General features: G+C 48.9%; 13 protein-coding genes. 7 read left to right on the top strand and 6 right to left on the bottom strand.

Annotated features, from left to right (window positions below):
• Nucleotides 1-259: 259 nt before the first annotated feature.
• Nucleotides 260-529, bottom strand: a complete 270-nt coding sequence (locus tag AC1RVX_RS26910) for a type B 50S ribosomal protein L31 (protein ID WP_493219666.1) — start codon at nucleotides 527-529, stop codon at nucleotides 260-262.
• 544 nt (nucleotides 530-1,073) lie between these two features.
• Here AC1RVX_RS26910 and AC1RVX_RS26915 point away from each other — a divergent pair.
• Nucleotides 1,074-1,703, top strand: a complete 630-nt coding sequence (locus AC1RVX_RS26915; RefSeq protein WP_493219667.1) for a trimeric intracellular cation channel family protein — start codon at nucleotides 1,074-1,076, stop codon at nucleotides 1,701-1,703.
• Between the two features lie 42 nt (nucleotides 1,704-1,745).
• On the opposite strand, the gene AC1RVX_RS26920 is transcribed toward AC1RVX_RS26915, so the two are convergent.
• Entirely contained in the window at nucleotides 1,746-2,426 is a 681-nt protein-coding gene (locus AC1RVX_RS26920; RefSeq protein ID WP_493219668.1) for a TetR family transcriptional regulator, read from the bottom strand.
• A 631-nt stretch (nucleotides 2,427-3,057) separates the two neighbouring features.
• Between AC1RVX_RS26920 and AC1RVX_RS26925 the strand changes: the two genes are divergently transcribed.
• The 4 genes from AC1RVX_RS26925 to AC1RVX_RS26940 all read left to right on the top strand — a co-directional run bounded on the left by AC1RVX_RS26925 (nucleotide 3,058) and on the right by AC1RVX_RS26940 (nucleotide 9,842).
• Complete coding sequence (locus tag AC1RVX_RS26925) at nucleotides 3,058-4,356, top strand: efflux RND transporter periplasmic adaptor subunit (protein ID WP_493219669.1); 1,299 nt, start codon at nucleotides 3,058-3,060, stop codon at nucleotides 4,354-4,356.
• An 86-nt stretch (nucleotides 4,357-4,442) separates the two neighbouring features.
• The gene (locus tag AC1RVX_RS26930) at nucleotides 4,443-7,598 is read left to right on the top strand and encodes an efflux RND transporter permease subunit (RefSeq protein ID WP_493219670.1); all 3,156 of its coding nucleotides are present in this window, start codon (nucleotides 4,443-4,445) and stop codon (nucleotides 7,596-7,598) included.
• The gene (locus AC1RVX_RS26935; RefSeq protein ID WP_493219671.1) at nucleotides 7,598-9,043 is read left to right on the top strand and encodes an efflux transporter outer membrane subunit; all 1,446 of its coding nucleotides are present in this window, start codon (nucleotides 7,598-7,600) and stop codon (nucleotides 9,041-9,043) included. Before AC1RVX_RS26930 ends, AC1RVX_RS26935 begins: the two co-directional genes overlap by 1 nt.
• Nucleotides 9,044-9,257: 214 nt before the next feature.
• Nucleotides 9,258-9,842 carry a hypothetical protein gene (locus AC1RVX_RS26940; RefSeq protein WP_493219672.1) on the top strand — a complete coding sequence of 195 codons (585 nt, stop codon included), beginning with the start codon at nucleotides 9,258-9,260 and terminating at the stop codon, nucleotides 9,840-9,842.
• A 73-nt stretch (nucleotides 9,843-9,915) separates the two neighbouring features.
• Here AC1RVX_RS26940 and AC1RVX_RS26945 read toward each other — a convergent pair whose 3' ends face one another.
• The 3 genes from AC1RVX_RS26945 to nirK all read right to left on the bottom strand — a co-directional run bounded on the left by AC1RVX_RS26945 (nucleotide 9,916) and on the right by nirK (nucleotide 12,932).
• The gene (locus AC1RVX_RS26945; protein WP_493219673.1) at nucleotides 9,916-10,572 is read right to left on the bottom strand and encodes an SCO family protein; all 657 of its coding nucleotides are present in this window, start codon (nucleotides 10,570-10,572) and stop codon (nucleotides 9,916-9,918) included.
• Nucleotides 10,569-11,339 (bottom strand): formylglycine-generating enzyme family protein, encoded by a 771-nt coding sequence (locus AC1RVX_RS26950; RefSeq protein ID WP_493219674.1) that lies wholly within the window; start codon nucleotides 11,337-11,339, stop codon nucleotides 10,569-10,571. The genes AC1RVX_RS26945 and AC1RVX_RS26950 overlap by 4 nt, the downstream gene beginning before the upstream one ends.
• A gap of 102 nt (nucleotides 11,340-11,441) precedes the next feature.
• Nucleotides 11,442-12,932, bottom strand: coding sequence for a copper-containing nitrite reductase (nirK, locus tag AC1RVX_RS26955; RefSeq protein ID WP_493219710.1), 1,491 nt, complete (start codon nucleotides 12,930-12,932; stop codon nucleotides 11,442-11,444).
• Between the two features lie 675 nt (nucleotides 12,933-13,607).
• On the opposite strand from nirK, the gene AC1RVX_RS26960 reads away from it, so the two are divergent.
• Complete coding sequence (locus AC1RVX_RS26960; protein ID WP_493219675.1) at nucleotides 13,608-14,015, top strand: hypothetical protein; 408 nt, start codon at nucleotides 13,608-13,610, stop codon at nucleotides 14,013-14,015.
• 35 nt (nucleotides 14,016-14,050) lie between these two features.
• On the opposite strand, the gene AC1RVX_RS26965 is transcribed toward AC1RVX_RS26960, so the two are convergent.
• Complete coding sequence (locus tag AC1RVX_RS26965) at nucleotides 14,051-14,506, bottom strand: RrF2 family transcriptional regulator (RefSeq protein ID WP_493219676.1); 456 nt, start codon at nucleotides 14,504-14,506, stop codon at nucleotides 14,051-14,053.
• Nucleotides 14,507-14,874: 368 nt separating this feature from the next.
• On the opposite strand from AC1RVX_RS26965, the gene AC1RVX_RS26970 reads away from it, so the two are divergent.
• The gene (locus tag AC1RVX_RS26970; protein ID WP_493219677.1) at nucleotides 14,875-17,163 is read left to right on the top strand and encodes a nitric-oxide reductase large subunit; all 2,289 of its coding nucleotides are present in this window, start codon (nucleotides 14,875-14,877) and stop codon (nucleotides 17,161-17,163) included.
• Nucleotides 17,164-17,232: the final 69 nt, after the last annotated feature.

A 17,232-nucleotide genomic window follows, 5' to 3' on the forward strand; every position in this document is an offset into this window, starting at 1 on the left:
CTTAATGATGGAAGGAAAGGATGCTTATTGTAGGGTAAAGCGTTAGTAAAAAAGGCAGCCAGGGCTGCCTTTTTTTACTTAAATCCTGGGGAATACACACATAAAAGCATACATAAGCGCGCTTTAAGCCAAGGCATGACGCAAATCGGGTTTGCGCATGGTCCACGTGACAGCTTTTTTTGCAGGCATGTGCTGCCCTGCAAAAAAAGTGAACGGAGCATTACATTTGCCACGCTTAAACAGTGTATTCCTGTGCTGATTAGCCTTCGGCGATAGAAGTCTTGGAGCCGACTTTGCCGAATTTTTGGCGGAATTTTTCAACGCGGCCAGCAGTATCAACGATTTTATGTTTACCAGTGTAGAAAGGATGGGATTCTGCAGAAACCTCGATCTTTACCAGTGGGTATTCTTTGCCTTCGAATTCAGCTTTGTCTTTTGTGTTGATTGTCGAACGTGTGACGAATTTGAAATCGTTAGAAACGTCGTGGAACAATACTTCACGATAATTTGGGTGGATGCCGTCTTTCATGCTTGCCTCAAAATAAGTTAGGTAGCCAATAAGCACTTCGTCGGTCGCCCAGCTTCTTGACCCGATTGCATTATCACTTGCCAAAGGTTAATTAGTTAACTAATAGTCTGGATTCTGGATGCCCAAAATGCCAAGCCCATGATTATACAATGAAAATTAGGGTTTTTGCGATGGAGTTTTGTGGGCTTCAGCCATAGGATGTTGCTTGTTGCGTGCTTTTTCTGTTCTTTTTGTTATAACTTTTGTCAGTGTGCAAAGAAAGTCGCTGGGCTCCTGCCTCCGCAGGAGCGACGAATTTGAGAGCCTGGCTGTTCTAATTGCCTTCAGGTTTTTTGCCTCCTCATTGCATTTCTCTGTGGTGCAGTAAGGAATTCAAGCAACATGTTGCTTGCTTGCGGAACGATGATCTTTTCCAAAAGATCATTTCTCCCTCTGTGCCTCTGTGTTGAGAGGTCTCGAACTTCAAACGCAAATACATTCCATCCCCATTCGCCTTCCAACTTGCTAAAATCTCTATTTGTACACAAAGCCCTGAAGGAAAACCATGACGACTAGCTATCTGGGTATGAGTTCGATGTTGCATACCATTGAAGTCGCCGGGATACTGGCTTTTGCCAGTTCAGGATTTATTGAAGCCAGACGTAAGCGCATGGATGTGGTGGGCGTGTTTACGGTGGCGTTTATTACTGCCTTTGGTGGTGGCACGCTGCGTGATTTGCTGCTGGACAGGCGGCCACTGTTTTGGGTCGAAAACCAGGAATACCCTATCATCATCTTTGTGCTGTCGCTTATTGCGATTCCGTTTATGCGGCATTTACGCAATATAGTGACAGAAAACGCAATCGTGCTGGCCGATGCATTGGGGCTGGGTTTGTTCAGTGTGACCGGGGCTTCGCTGGCGCTGGAGGCAGATATGCCCATGTTTATCTGCGTGATGATGGGGGTCATCACAGGCATTTTTGGTGGGGTCTTGCGCGACATTATTTGTAATGAAATACCCTTGGTATTCCGGCGCAGTCATTTATATGCGACTTGCGCCTTTGCCGGTTGCTGGACTTATCTGCTGTTGAACTGGCTGCATGTCAACGAAGCGGTGGCGCTGGGCTTTGGTGTCGGTATTTGCTTCGCACTGCGCATGCTGGCAGTGCGGTTTGACTGGAAGCTGCCGGTCTAGAGTTTTTTAGACCGCATCTCATCTCTATTGAGGAAATGAGTTCTAGTTTTGATTGGCGACCAGGCGCATGTTGCAAGTTGCTTCCACAAGCTTTGGTTTTTTTAATGGTGGACGGGCGACCAGGCCAGCGATGAACATGTCCACCATGTCTTCGGCGTGTTGCATCAGGCAATATGCAGAGGTGTCTTCCAACCATTCGTGGACGATGCCAATGACGTAAGCATGTATGGCTTGCATGGCGATCCAGGTATCGGTATCGGCATGCAGCAGGCCTTGGTCAACAGCTTGTTTGATGATGGCTTCGACTTTGGCAAGGCATTCAATGCGTTTTTCGCTTTCGGCAGAAAAGAAGATCAGCTCACTGTTTTTCTCACAGCGGTGGAAAATGATGTCGAACACTCTTTGCTGGTGCTCGCTACCGGTGACCAGGTTGAGAAAGTGGACATTCAGTTGCCTGATACCTGCCAACGGATCTTTGTGCGGGGTGGCTGCAATTTCATTGAGCAGCGCTTCCATGGGCAGGAAGGCGCGATCACACATGGCTTGAAAGAGGGCGTTTTTGTCTTTGAAGTGCCAGTAAATCGCACCGCGCGTCATGCCTGCTGCATTCGCAACATCGTTGAGCGTTGTGCTGGTCACACCTTTTTCGGCGAACACTTTTTCAGCTGCATCGAGAAGGGTATTATAGGTTTCCTGTGCTTCTTCTTTCGTCTTTCTTGCCATCTTGTTCCCTTTGTGCGTGCCACGTTTTTTTCATGTGACACACTATTTTTATGTCTCTTCGTTATTGTAGGTTAGCTTTACTGATAGAGCGCTTGTCCGTGAGACTTCACAATAAAACTCACCCCTATTAATGAAATGAGTTTTGGTAAATGTTTATATCGTTTTTTTGCTTTTAACGCCTGCTTTGTTACGCATTGATACTGGTGCAGATTTTAAAAAACGACCTGTTCCAGATCAAATTTGTTGTCTCGCAGCAGAAATTTCTTGCCTGCTTTATACTTGTTTTCTTGCTTTGGTACCAATCCTTTGTCAGCCCATGAGATCAGGCTGTCATTTGGCGTCTTTCATATCAGTGCCGCACTTTACGTCGCGCTTGCAATGCTTGCTGCGCTGACTATAGTGCTAATGTTTATTTACTAATTCTCTTATTGGACTCTGTTGAGAGTCTGTTAGAGCCAGGTCTCTTCCAAATCCCTGTATTACCGTAGGGTTGTTCAAAAACCTTATTTACAAACATTCGTGAATGTATATAATAGCACACCGCCTTTCAATTTAGAAGAAAGAATCTCCCATGCGCTCCCCTGCACAATTATCTACTCCGTTTTTTAAGCTTTCATCTATTAGCAGTCACATGGCGCAGGCATTGCCGGCCTTGCGTATCGCTGCGGTCAGTTTGCCTTTGCTGGTATTGGCTGCTTGCGGCAAGCAGGGCGCCAATGCGGCACCAGGCAATATGCCGCCACCTGAAGTGAATGTGGTGACTGTAGAGAACCGTAGTCTGGCTATGGATTTTGAATATGCTGCACAGACTGCAGGCTCACGTGAGACTGAAGTGCGCGCCCGTGTCGCCGGCATTTTGGAAAACCGTCTGTATGAAGAAGGTTCTCGCGTCAAAGCAGGTACAGTCTTGTTTCAGATTGACCAGGGGGCGTACCGCACGCAACTGGCGTCTGCAGAAGCCGCAGCCGGTGTAGCCGAGGCCAAGCTGAACCAGTCAAAACGCGAATTTGCCCGCCTGGCACCGCTGGCTGCAGAAAAAGCCATCAGCCAGAAAGAATTTGACGATGCCAAGTCTGCGCTGGAAACAGCGGAAGCCAGCTACAAGCAAGTGCAGGCACAAGTCAATGAAGCCAAACTGAATTTGGGTTATACCCGTGTCGTGGCTCCTATTGACGGTGTGACTGGTGTTGCTGCCAAATCCAACGGTAGTCTGGTGACTGCGACTGACAGTTTGTTGACCACGATCGTGCAAACTGATCCTGTGTATATCAATTTCAGCGTACCAGAAGCGGATTACCTGAAACTGAGCAAGGAAGTCGGTGCCGGTAAAGTGGCTTTGCCTGGCAAGAAAACCAATAACGGCAGTCTGGCATTTGATGTGCAGATGAAGCTGGCTGATGGCAGCATGTTTCCCACCACTGGCAAGATGAATTTTGTCAGCGAAAAGGTGAACCCGGCCACGGGTGGTTTTGACGCGCGTGCGCAAGTCCCTAATCCTGACGGGACCTTGCGTCCTGGCCAGTTTGTCCGTGTGATACTCAGCGGTGCGACACGTAACGGTGCACTGGCAGTGCCACAGCGTGCTGTGATCGATAGCCCTATGGGCAAGATGGTGTTTGTCGTTTCACCTGACAACAAGCTGGTACCGAAACCAGTTGAACTGGACGGTTGGTCGCATGGCGAATGGATAGTCACCAAAGGCTTGCAAGGTGGTGACCGCGTATTGGTGGATGGTTTCATCAAGGCACATGAGCCAGGTATGACAGTGACGCCGGTAGCGATTACAGCCAAGGCAGCGACTACACCGGCTGCTCCAGCAGGCGCACCTGGTGGAGCACCTGCCGGTAAGCCTGAAGGCAAACCGGAAGCATCGGCTGGTGCGGCATCCAGCGCATCTGCTTCTGCACCGGCTGCCAGCGCTGCCAAGTAACAATAAGCAATAAAAAGCCAGCAATATGCTCACATCAAGCTGATCTATCCGCTGCATAACGAAGCTAAGGCTACAAGGAATTATTCATGTTCTCAAAATTTTTTATTAACCGGCCGATCTTCGCGACAGTCTTGTCGCTGATCATCGTGCTGGCCGGTCTGGCCGCCTTGCGCGTCCTGCCGATTTCGCGTTACCCGGAGATATCGCCACCAGTGGTCAATGTGACTGCGGTATACCCAGGTGCATCTGCAGAGGTGATTGAACGCACCGTTGCCGGCCCTATCGAAGAACAGATCAACGGCGTGGAACACATGCTGTATATGGATTCGGTTTCTTCTGCTGATGGCCGGGTTTCGATCAACGTCACTTTTGAAGTTGGTACCGATCTGGATATTGCAGCCGTTAACGTCAACAACCGGGTGCGCCAGGCTGATGCCAAGCTGCCGCAAGAGGTAAGGCGTCAGGGTGTGACAGTGTCCAAGAGCTCTGCCAACTTCCTGGTAGTGGCTGCGCTGTTCTCGCCAGACAACCGTTATGACGCCTTGTTCTTGTCCAACTATGCAACCCAGAATGTGCTGGATGCATTGAAGCGTGTGCCTGGTACGACTAACGTCCAGATTTTCGGTGCGAAAGATTACGCGATGCGTATCTGGATGCGCCCTGATCGCATGGCGCAACTGGGTGTGACGGTTGCTGATATTTCGAATGCAATTACTGAGCAAAACGCGCAGTATGCTGCCGGTAAGGTCGGTGCGCCGCCCAACAACACCGAAGAGCTGACGATGACAGTCACAGCCAAGGGACGTTTGCTCGAACCTTCTGAATTTGCCAATATCATCGTCAAGTCGGACAAAGGTGGTTCTGCCATTCGTATCAGTGATGTGGCAAGGGTAGAGTTGGGCTCCAAGGATTACAACTTGTATGGTCGTGTTAATGGTCATCCATCCGCGAATATTGGTGTGTTCTTGCAGACCGGTGCAAATGCGCTGGAAACGCGTAAGGCGGTAGAAAAAACCCTGCAAGACCTGAAAGCCAAGTTCCCTGAAGGCATGGAATATACAACGCCTTATGACACCACGCCTTTCGTGACAGAGTCCATCGCCGAAGTGTTGAAAACCCTGGCAGAAGCCATGGTGCTGGTGTTTATCGTCGTATACCTGTTCTTGCAAAGCTGGCGTGCAACCATCATCCCGACACTGGCGGTGCCGGTATCGCTGATTGGTACCATGGCTGGCCTGCATTTGCTGGGTTATAGCATCAATACCCTGACCCTGTTCGGTATGGTACTCGCGATTGGTATTGTGGTTGATGATGCGATTGTGGTGCTGGAAAACGTCGAACGTCTGATCAATGAAGAAGGCATGACGCCAAAAGATGCAGCGATTGAAGCGATGCATGAAGTGACTGGCCCGGTTGTTGCGATTGTACTTGTGTTGGTAGCGGCCTTTGGTCCAATTGCTTTCCTTGGCGGTCTGGCGGGTGAGTTGTATCGTCAGTTCTCGGTCACCATTTCTATTGCTGTGGTTTTGTCCGGTATCGTTGCTTTGACGTTGACACCTGCCTTGTGCTCGATCTTGCTCAAGCCTGGTTCAGAAAATCATAATCGTTTCTTCACCTGGTTTAACGCGGCCTTTCTGCGTCTGACCAAGCGTTATACCAATGGCGTAAGTTTCTTCATGAAACGTGCAACGCTGGGTGTGGCACTGGTACTGGGTATGGTGGCATTGACCGGCCTGTTATGGAAAAATGTACCGGGCGGTCTGGTGCCGGATGAAGATCAGGGTTACTTCATTGGCGCAGCGATCATGCCGGATGGTGCCTCACTGGATCGTACCGATGCCATGGTGCGTCAGGTTGAAACCATCATGAAAACCAACAAAAATATCGATACCACCTTTGCACTGGTTGGTCTGGATTTTCTGGGTGGTGGCGGTTTGAAATCATCTGCGGCGACTATGTTCTTCCCTCTGAAACCATGGGAAGACCGTCATCAGTCTGCACAGCAACTGGTGGGCGAAAGCTATATGAAAACCGGCCGTATCAAGGAAGGTTTACCTTTGTTCTTTGCACCTCCTGCGATTCAAGGGCTGGGGCAAACCGGTGGCTTTGAATTCTATCTGCAAAACGCGGGTGAGGGCGGCGTCAAACGTCTGGCGCAACTGTTGCCTTTGTTGATTGCAGAGGCTAACAAGCAGCCTGAGCTGGCTGGTGTTAAAACCTTGTGGCAAGCCAATTCACCACAGCTGTATGTGGACGTTGATAATGAAAAAGCACGCTCCATGGGTGTGGCTTTGTCTGACGTGTATAACACCCTGGCAGCGACCCTGGGCAGTTATTACGTGAATGACTTCAACAAAAACGGTCGTATCTATACCGTTCAGTTGCAGGCAGAGGGGCGGTATCGCGCCAAGCCGGATGACATCGGCAGTATGTATGTGCGTTCTGCCACTGGCCAGATGATCCCTGTACGTGCTTTCACGACCATCAAGTTCATCACCGGTCCTGATTCTGTACAGCGTTTCAATGCCTTGCCTGCGATTAAATTGCTGGGTGACGCCAAGCCGGGCTTCAGCTCTGGCCAGGCGATTGCAGCGATGGAACGTGCTGCGAAGAATGTCCTGCCTAGTGATGTTGTGTATGACTGGGGTGGCGCATCCTTCCAGGAAAAACGCAGCAGCAATGCGGCTGGTCTGGCACTGGGTGCTGGCGTGCTGATGATTTTCCTGATCCTGGCTGCACAATATGAAAAATGGTCTTTGCCGTTCTCGGTCTTGCTGGCCATGCCGTTCGGTATCTTTGGAGCCCTGCTGGCAGTGTACTTGCGTAAGTTCAACAATGACGTGTATTTCCAGATCGGTCTGGTGACCCTGCTGGGCTTGTCGGCGAAAAATGCGATTCTGATTGTGGAATTTGCGGTAATGAAAGTACATGAAGGTTATGCACCGGTTGCGGCAGCACTGGAAGCGGCACGTTTGCGTTTCCGCCCAATTCTGATGACCTCGCTGGCTTTTATTTTGGGTGTGGTGCCACTGGCGTTCTCTCATGGTGCCGGCGCGGCAGCCCGTCAGTCTTTGGGAACAGGTGTATTGGGGGGCATGTTGGGGGCAACTTTCCTGGCGATCTTCTTCGTACCTTTGTTCTTCAAACTGATCAATGACAAACGCTTGAAAACGACAGATGCGGACTTTGAACACCCTGTCCATATTTTGCACAATGAGTCACAAGCAGATGTGAAGGAATAATGATGTCTGGAACAAAATTAATATTAACGACGCTGGTCGCCAGCCTGGTGCTGGCAGGATGCGCATCGGTCGGGCCTGACTATCAACGTCCGGCCCTGGAAACACCAGCCAACCTGGGTAGCATCACCACACAAAACAAGCTGGCAGCTGCTGACTATATGTCGTGGTGGAAAAGCTTTCAGGACCCGGTTTTGGATAGCTTGCTGGATGAAGCGGCAAAAAATAACCAGGACCTGGTGCTGGCAGCAGGCCGCATTGAAGAAGCGCGCGCGGTGGCGGTGGGTACCAATTCCAACCGTTATCCCACGGTGGATGCGAATTTGAGTGCTTCCCGCAGTCGTACCAGTGAAAACGCTGGCAAGTTGGGTACGGGTGTCAACCCGATCAGCAAGGATTTTCAGGTCGGTTTGACGGCTTCCTATGAAGTGGATTTCTGGGGCAAGCTGGCGCGTGCTGATGAAGCAGCGCGTGCCCGTTTGTTTGCGCAGGAAGCCAATCGTGGTCTGGTACAAAGCAGCCTGTATGCAAACGTTGCGCAGACTTATTTCAGCCTGCGTGCAGGGGATGCTCAACTGGCCCTGGCCGATTCAACGCTGAAAACCCGGCAAGAAAATTTACGCCTGCAACAGAAACGTTATACCGCAGGCGCTGTGGGTGAACTGGACTTGCATGTTGCTGAATCAGAGACTGCCGCTGCAGAAATCAGTTATGCCCAGGCCAAACAGGCTGTATCGAATACCGAATCAGCATTGGCCGTGTTGCTGGGTCGTTCTGCCACTGGTGTTGCGCAACCCGTCATCGCCCGTGGCAATTCGATTGACGGTTTGTACCAGCAATTGACGGTACCATCTGACTTGCCTTCTGATTTGCTGAATCGTCGTCCGGATATCCTGGTGGCAGAGCAAAACCTGGTGGCAGCCAATGCTGATATCGGCCAGGCGAAATCCCAATATTTCCCTAGCGTGAAATTGACAACTACAGCTGGATACGAATCTCGCGTGTTTCAGGATTTGCTGAACCCGGCTTCGCTGCTGTGGAACCTGGGTAGCAGCCTGGCGCAACCAGTATTCCGCGCCGGTGCGATTGGTGCGGTGGTGGCTGGTGCCGAAGCGCGCAAGACCCAGGCTTTGGCGCAATATGTACAGGCAGTGCAGGGCGCTTTCCATGATGTTCATGATGCCCTGAATAATACAGAGGCGAATGAGCAGGTGAATGTCGCCAGTGAACGTCGTGTCGTGGCTTTGAAGGATTCGCTGCGCCTGGCAGATTTGCGCTACAAAAATGGTTATAGCAGCTATCTGGAAGTCTTGAATGCGCAAAGGGATTTGTTCCAGGCACAATCCAGCCTGATCGACAGCAAACGCGCGCACTTGTCTTCCATTGTCAGTATCTATAAAGCCGTGGGTGGTGGTTGGACCAAGCCCGAGAGTTTGGCTAGCAAGTAAGATTAACTGGCTAACACCAGTTAGTTATCAGTAAAAAAAGGGCCGATTGCAAGATCGGTCTTTTTTTTGCCCGCACTTGGTCGCTGCGTTACATTTTGCTACTTACGCTTGTTACGCTCTCTTACAGGTTTTTTGTCATCGACGTATTCTGATGAGTCGTTATATGCACGTGACTGGCACGAAAATTATCTTAACACTCTACAAGGACATCATCATGAACAAGAAATTTATCCCTTTATTGTTGGCTGGTTTGCTGGCTGGTCCGGTATTTGCACAAAGCGTTAGCAGCGATGTACAGCGTGACGTTAACCAGCAAACACGGATAGAAGATGGCTTGAAAACAGGTCAGTTGACGACCAGAGAAGCTGGCAAGCTGGAACGCGAACAGGCTGCCATATCGCGTGAAGAACATAAAGCGCTGAAAAATGGCAAACTGAGTACTGGCGAAAAAGCAAAAATTGACAGGATGCAGAATAAAGCCAGTGCCGATATTTATGCAGAAAAACATGATGGACAAGTCGGCAACCCGAATTCTGTATCAAGCAAACGCATGCAGGCTGATGTGCAAAGAAACGTGAATCAGCAACAGCGCATAGAAAACGGTGTCAAGACTGGTGCACTGACCAATCACGAAGTTGCAAAGCTGGAAAAAGGTCAGGCAAAAGTGGAGCATAAAGAAGCTGCCGCCGCTAAAAATGGACACGTCGGTGAGGCTGAACAACATGCGATACAGCATGCTGAAAATCATCAATCCAGGAAAATCCATAAAGAAAAAACGGATGAACAGGTACGTGGCTGATACGAAAAACAGGCAATATAAAAAAGCCGGACCTTAATCAGGTCCGGCTTTTTACTTTGTATCAGAGGGGAATTTAACGGGTAGAATTTACATCGAGGTTTTTGAGGGCCAATTTGATAGTCTTCAAAAATTCATCGTCAACTGTTCCCAAGGTACCACTACGTGCAAGAATGCGGCCATCTTTATCCAGTAAAATCAGGGCACTGGTATGGTTAAATTCACCGCTCTCCATTTTACGATACTGGATATTTAATACAGCAGCCAATTGACGGACAGATTTTTCGTTAGTGCGTGCCAGTACCCAGCGCTGTTTGTCCAGCTCACGGGCTTTTGCAATGGATTGCAATGTGGCGACATCATCCCTGGCTGGATCGAGTGTTACCAGCAAGATGGATAGATGGGATTTTTCTTCCTCATCCAGTTTTTTCTCCAGCATTCTGACGGTGTCTATCAGCATGGGGCATACATACTCACATGAGTTATAGAACATGCTCGTAATCACAATATTCCCTGCCTGGCTTGCCAGCTTGAACTTATTGCCCTGCTGATTTTCAAGTGTGATCGGTAATTGGTAAACCGAATCACCCGGAAGAATCTGTGCTTGCTTAGCGGGTTTTGGTGGCTCGGTGGCATTTGCATACGTAGTAAGCGTACTCAGGAAGAGGAGGGATGCGGCAGCAATTGTTCTGCATGCAGTCAGTCTTACGTTCAACGGTAACTTCATTTTCATTTTCTTTCTTCCACTGCATCCCGGGCGCACCGGAATCCAAGATTGTCGGTGGTGCTTGCACCAGTCAGCGATGACAGCAATGCGACCCGCATCAAGATGGCATAGTTTTCTTTGTTTTGCAGGCTGATGGCACCTGCGCCACAGAACTGCAATTTGTCCGGATCACCCTGAGTACGGCTGTCAGGGCTGATCAGCAAGGCATTAAAGTCGCTGACCCATTCCCATATCACGCCGTGTATATCTTTGACACCATAATAATTGGGGGCGTGGCTGATTTTGGTTGACGACTGATTTGACGATTCCGCATACCAGGAAAGTATGTGTGCACGCCATGCAGGATCACTACGGGCATCGGCGTGCTGCTCATCTGCTGCGGCGACCAGTTCCCATTCATACCAGTTGGGCAAACGCGCATTTTCAGACTCGCAATAGGCTTGCGCCGCATGCCAGCTGACACTGGTGACTGCCTGTGTCAATTTGTGCGCATCACCTGTTTCACTTGGCGATGCCCATGAGTGCAGGTAGCTGGCATCAGCAAAAATGGAAGGAACCTGATCTCTCTGCCATTCGGGGTGTGTTTGCAGAAATTGCTGGTATTCACCGTTGGTGACGGGACTGACACGCATTGAGAAGGGCATGACCTTTGCCTTGTCTTTAACGTCTGGCCCTGACAATACGCTGGCGAGCCGACCACCGGGAATAGCAACATAATCTGCAACATAATCACTGACAGAAGCAGCGGCATTGGTGGCAGGTGAAAAGAGCAAAAAAATTGCACTCAACAAAACCAGCCTGTATTTTGATTTGCTTTCGCACCTGCACCAATTCGCCATGAATGTATCGCTCAGTTGATCGTATTGATTATGTGATTAATGTGCCGCTGCTTTCACCTGCACGGCCTTGGCGCGTTCCGCCTTGACTTCGCTGGCTTGCACATGCCCACCTTTGTTACCCCAGCTGTTCAATACATATGTCAGGATATTGGCGACTTCATCGTCATTCAATTGATTCATGGCAGGCATGACAGAGTCAAACTCTTTTCCATTGACGCTGACCTTGCCAGTCAGCCCACGTAACAGCACGCCGACGGCCCTTTGTGGATCAGCATTCAGATAGTCGGACTGTGCCAGGGGCGGGAACACACCGGGCAGACCAGCGCCGTTTGCCTGGTGACAGACAGAACAAGTACCTGCGAACAATTGCCCGCCTGCATTAACTTGATCCTGTACTGTCAACGTACCGCTTTCAGCAGCTTTTGTTGCTGTACTGACTGCCGCCAGATTGGCTTGTGCACGATCACCCAGATAGACTGAATCCAGTTCTTTACCGGAATAGATATCTTTCTTGGCAGGACCATCCACTTTCATGATGGCCAGCGCACCTTTATTGAAGGCACGGAAAATCGAATGATCAACCAGCACATAGCTGCCTGGTACTTTGGTCTGGTATTCAACCACAGCAGCACCACCAGCGGGAATGAGCGTGGTTTGTACATTTTTTTGGAAGTTACTGCCGCCCTCAAAACGTACTTTATCGAAGATAGCGCCAATTACGTGGAAACTGGATACCAGGTTAGGGCCACCATTACCAACAAACAGGCGAATTTTTTCATCTGTCTTTGCGGTCAATGCCTTGTCACCTGTCATGGAGCCTTCTGCACCGTTGAACAAGACATAGGTAGGTTTTTCATCAATGGCTTTTTCCATGTCGAAAGGCTGGAAGCCTTTTTCACGGTATTTTCCTGTAGTGTAGAAATCACCTTGCATGACATAGTATTCATGGTCTACCGGTGTCAAGCCTTGTGGCGGTTCAACCAGGATCAGGCCATACATCCCGTTGGCAACATGCATGCCGACTGGCGCAGTTGCACAGTGATAGACGTAGATACCTTCATTGAGTGCTTTAAATGTGAATTGTGATTCATGGCCCGGTGCAGTGAAACTGGATGCTGCACCACCGCCAGGGCCGGTTACGCCGTGCAAGTCGATGTTATGCGGCATTTTGCTACTGGGGTGATTTTTTAAGTGAAATTCTACGGTGTCACCCTGGCGCACACGGATGAAACTACCAGGAACAGTGCCACCAAAGGTCCAGAACATGTACTTCACACCTTCAGAAATGGCCATTTCCTTTTCCACGACTTCCAGTTCAACAATGACTTTCGCCGGATAGCTACGGTGTATAGGTGGCGGCACATTGGGTGGGCTGGTTAGTACGGCATGGATGGGTTGTCCCTGTGGTGGACCAAAATCACTGGAGCTTTTGCTGGCTTTAGTCTCTGCTGCGTGGGCTGACAAGGCCAGGAATAAGGACGCGAATAATATCCGTGAGGCTACGGAAGCAGAGAATCCTCTGAACATGTGTTTCATATGAGCACCTTTTTTTGTGAAAATCGGAAACTTGCGGCAAGAAAATATCGTCGATACTCACAATACTGGTGTATTTCTCAAAAATCCTTGATTTGTAATAAGAAGCCAGCAGTATTCCCTGAAAGTGATCACTTTCTCAGTGCTCGTTTCATAAACAGACGTGAGTGCGAACGAAGGGGACATAACTTACGCCGGATTACCCTGGGTTTGTTTTCAGCGGCACGACTATTGACAGTCCAATTTATGAGTTCCGGGTGATCGGACCGCCTGTGATGAGGCGCGTTTTGCAAATAGATTTTTATGTAAAGTCTTTTTTGTTTTGAGCCGTTTGTGTTTGAACCTGGATAGGTTTATTCTGTAACTTAGAGGTTGTTGCGAATTAAGATAAGGCTGCGTCCCCGGCCAGGTACCGTCGCCGCAGACAATACTTCGGCATAACAAGGCGACGCAACAACGCCAGGTTAATTTCGCAACAGCCTCTTATTGACAAAAATGGTCATTTTAGTCTGCGGACTAACTTCAGCCCGACGGCGTTCTTTGACTATGTTTTCTGGTTGTAAGACATAGTGATGTCAAGACTAAAAGGTGCCTGCGGGTTGATAAGGGAGTTTGGCTTTGTCATATAGGTCAAGGCTCATCTACTGCACTCAACTCATGGAGAAATTAATGAAATTAAAGAATTTCGCGTACGCTTCATTTCTTGTCTTTGTTATCCCTGCATATGCCACGGACCAGTCTGAGGATTCGCAGAAAATGGCTGTAGCAAGTGGGGGACTGGCTGAGAAACTGGTGAACGGCTCTCCTTGGCGTTTCACTACCCAATACGAAAACACCACCCATTATTTCAGGCTAAGCCCCGAAGGAATGTTGCAGCGCAGCTCTGATGCAAGTCCTGGTGACTGGAAAAATCTTGATATCTCGGAGGCAAAAACGGCATCTTACAAGACAAGGAATGGCCATGTCATTACCTTTTCATTGGGAGCCGATGGAACACCGACAGCAAACCATTCAAAGCATTCGTCTCAGTTCAAATCGATCAAGGATTCAACAACTGCAAGTGAGGGGACTCACTGAAAATCTGGTGAGCGCTAATTTCGTCGCTTAGCGCTCTATTTTCGTTTTTCTTTATTTGCAGGATAAATCAGCATTTTGCCGATATTACTTTTTTGTGAGACCAGATCAGCCAGCGTTACCGCATCAAGTACTGAAAGATAGGATGCGGTTGCTTTACTTAGCACACCTTTTAAAATGCATGCGCCAGCATAGGTGCAAGTATTGCTGTTGCGGTCAAAACACTCGGCCATATAAAAATCAGATTCAGTATTTCGTACCACATCCCCTATATTGATTTTTTCGGGGGGCAGATTCAGTTTCAAACCGCCATGGCGACCACGTATGGTTTCTACTTTGCTTGAGATTCCCAATTGATGGACAACCTTGGTCAAATGGCTCTTTGAAATATTGTGCAGCTCAGCAATTTCCTGGATGGTGACCAGTCTATCGTTATGTTGTGCCAGATAAATCAGGGTGCGCAATGTATAGTCGGTAAATGCGGTTAATCTCATTTTGATTCCAAATTCAAATTATTACTTGAGAAAGCATGCTCAAAGGGCACTGCGTTTTGTCGTTGAAAAGCTGCAGCAATATCAAGGCAATTGCTCCTGATAAGGTGGGTAAAACACAAGCTTGACATCGCAATGATCTATTAAGATACATATAGTATAGATGTTTATAAGGTTTTCTTGAATTACGACGTGGGATTGATCTTTATCAAGGGATTGGAATTAAACATTCATTTTGTTTGTATCTTTAAAAACCTATATATAAAATGAACCTTCAATGACATCAGGAATGTTTTATTCGGGCTTCATCACAAATGAAATGATTTCCTGATTCAGCAAATTCTTTCAATTCACCAATAAGGAAACACGCCATGCATGCCACGCGTAAACTCTGGACTTGGCTCGCTGTCATCTGCGTCTTATCTTTTGCCGTTTTGGGCTGGGTAGGTACAGAAATTTATCTGACTGCGCCGCCTATCCCCAAACAAGTCGTCAGTGTCGAAGGTACTGTCTTATTTTCAGAAGGGCAGGTTCAGCGCGGCCAGGAATCATGGCTGTCTGCTGGTGGGCAGCAATTGGGTACGGTATGGGGGCACGGCAGCTATGTCGCTCCAGACTGGTCTGCCGATTGGCTGCATCGCGAATCGCTGGCTTTACTGGAAATATGGGCACAAAAAGAATCGCAGACATCGTATGAGCAACTTAGCGTGGGACGTCAGGCAGAGTTGAAAGCGCGATTGAAGGAGGAAATGCGGCGCAATACTTATAATTCCGCTACCGATGCGATTACTGTCAGTCCAGAACGTGCAAAGGCAATCCAGCAGGTCGCCCAGCATTATATTGCCCTGTTCGGTAACGATCCTTCATTGGAAAAATTGCGTGAGCAATATGCGATGAATCGCGGAACTTTGCCTGAGCCTAAGGATTTGCAAGCACTGCCTGCATTCTTTTTTTGGTCCGCATGGGCTGCGGCTACTGACAGGCCGGGTGCTGCAGATCTGAGTTATACCAGCAATTGGCCACATGAGCCGCTGGTAGATAATACGCCGACTGCCGGTGCAGGTATTTGGTCTGTTGCCAGTGTCATACTGATGATCGCTGCTATTGCGGGCATGATTTTTTATCATTCCATCCATAAGGAAGAGGGTGACCCAGTGCCACCCAAAGCTGATCCGCTATTTGACCTGAAACCAACGCCATCCATGCTGGCAACCAGGAAGTACTTTTATGTTGTCATTGGCCTGATTCTGGCACAGGTAGGCATGGGTGTGATTACTGCCCATTATGCTGTTGAAGGACATAGTTTCTTTGGTTTCCCACTAGCGGAGATATTACCGTTCACAGTCAGTCGCACGATACATACCCAATTTGCTGTGTTATGGATTGCCACTGCCTGGTTGGCGACTGGCCTGTATATAGCGCCTGCAATTTCAGGTCATGAGCCGAAATTTCAAAAGCTTGGTGTGAATGTTCTGTTTTATGCCTTGCTCTTTATCGTTGTCGGTTCTACTGCGTTTGGCTGGCTGGGTAGTCTGCAACACGAAGGCAACGAATTCAGTTTCTGGATAGGTAATCAGGGCCTGGAATACACCAGTATGGGCCGTATCTGGCAAATACTTTTGTTCATCGGCTTGTTGTTTTGGGTGACCTTGTTGGGGCGTGGTTTATTGCCCGCATTGAAGAAACCATCTGAGAGCCGTGGATTGATTGCGATGGTATTTCTGGCAGCGATGTGTATAGGTGCTTTCTATGCTACATCCTTGACCTGGGGACCACACACGCATTATTCGATGATTGAGTACTGGCGTTGGTGGTTGGTGCATCTGTGGGTAGAGGGCTTCTTTGAAGTGTTCGCCACAGCCGTCATCGCCTTGTTGTTTACCCGCCTTGGTTTGATACGTGCAGCAACGGCGAATAGTGCGATTATTCTGGAAACGATTGTTTTCCTGTTCGGCGGCATTCTGGGGACATTGCATCACCTTTATTTCACAGGCACACCAACTTTTGTTATCGCGATTGGTGCCATGTTCTCTGCGCTGGAGGTGGTACCACTGGCGATGATAGGTGTTGAAGCTTTCCGCAACTATCAACGCTCGAAAGCCGCACCCTGGGTGCAAGCGTACAAGTGGTCAATATTGTGCTTTATCGCGGTAGGGTTCTGGAATACCGTTGGTGCAGGTTTGCTTGGCTTTTCCATAAATACGCCGATCGCCCTGTATTACATGCAAGGTTTGAATATGACTGCTGCACATGGTCACGCTGCGCTGTTTGGCGTCTATGGCATGCTTGGAATTGGGCTGTTGCTGTTCTGCTTACGAGGTTTGTCTGATCGTGCAGCCTGGTCAGACAAGTTATTGCAAGCGATGTTCTGGCTCCTTAATATAGGGCTGGCAATGATGGTGTTTATATCGCTGGTACCAGCAGGTATTTATCAGACTGTGGCAAGCATCACCAAAGGCATGTGGTATGCACGTTCACCAGAGCTTATCCATTCGCATTTCATGGAAACCCTGGTCTGGATGCGGGTTCCTGGTGACATCGTATTCTCGATTGGTATCGTTTGCCTGGCTGTATTTGCATTGCGTCTGCTGACTGGCAAGAAACGTACACAAACCGGCCTTGCCGATATTGCCTACGCCAAAGCATCTAACAAAGCTTAGTCGTTCATTCTTGGGAGGGCAGAAATGGCCCTCCCTTTATTTTTTATTAATTTGATCTATATTGAAAAG

It is taken from the genome of Undibacterium sp. GW821-FHT11B02, assembly GCF_058808955.1.

Bases quoted from the DNA above. Each gene is read 5' to 3' on its own strand.
- AC1RVX_RS26910 (WP_493219666.1), bottom strand. From the start codon at position 529: ATGAAAGACGGCATCCACCCAAATTATCGTGAAGTATTGTTCCACGAC.
- nirK (WP_493219710.1), bottom strand. From the start codon at position 12,932: ATGTTCAGAGGATTCTCTGCTTCCGTAGCCTCACGGATATTATTCGCG.
- AC1RVX_RS26925 (WP_493219669.1), top strand. From the start codon at position 3,058: ATGGCGCAGGCATTGCCGGCCTTGCGTATCGCTGCGGTCAGTTTGCCT.
- AC1RVX_RS26930 (WP_493219670.1), top strand. From the start codon at position 4,443: ATGTTCTCAAAATTTTTTATTAACCGGCCGATCTTCGCGACAGTCTTG.
- AC1RVX_RS26940 (WP_493219672.1), top strand. From the start codon at position 9,258: ATGAACAAGAAATTTATCCCTTTATTGTTGGCTGGTTTGCTGGCTGGT.
- AC1RVX_RS26965 (WP_493219676.1), bottom strand. From the start codon at position 14,506: ATGAGATTAACCGCATTTACCGACTATACATTGCGCACCCTGATTTAT.
- AC1RVX_RS26960 (WP_493219675.1), top strand. From the start codon at position 13,608: ATGAAATTAAAGAATTTCGCGTACGCTTCATTTCTTGTCTTTGTTATC.
- AC1RVX_RS26915 (WP_493219667.1), top strand. From the start codon at position 1,074: ATGACGACTAGCTATCTGGGTATGAGTTCGATGTTGCATACCATTGAA.
- AC1RVX_RS26970 (WP_493219677.1), top strand. From the start codon at position 14,875: ATGCATGCCACGCGTAAACTCTGGACTTGGCTCGCTGTCATCTGCGTC.
- AC1RVX_RS26945 (WP_493219673.1), bottom strand. From the start codon at position 10,572: ATGAAAATGAAGTTACCGTTGAACGTAAGACTGACTGCATGCAGAACA.
- AC1RVX_RS26935 (WP_493219671.1), top strand. From the start codon at position 7,598: ATGATGTCTGGAACAAAATTAATATTAACGACGCTGGTCGCCAGCCTG.
- AC1RVX_RS26920 (WP_493219668.1), bottom strand. From the start codon at position 2,426: ATGGCAAGAAAGACGAAAGAAGAAGCACAGGAAACCTATAATACCCTT.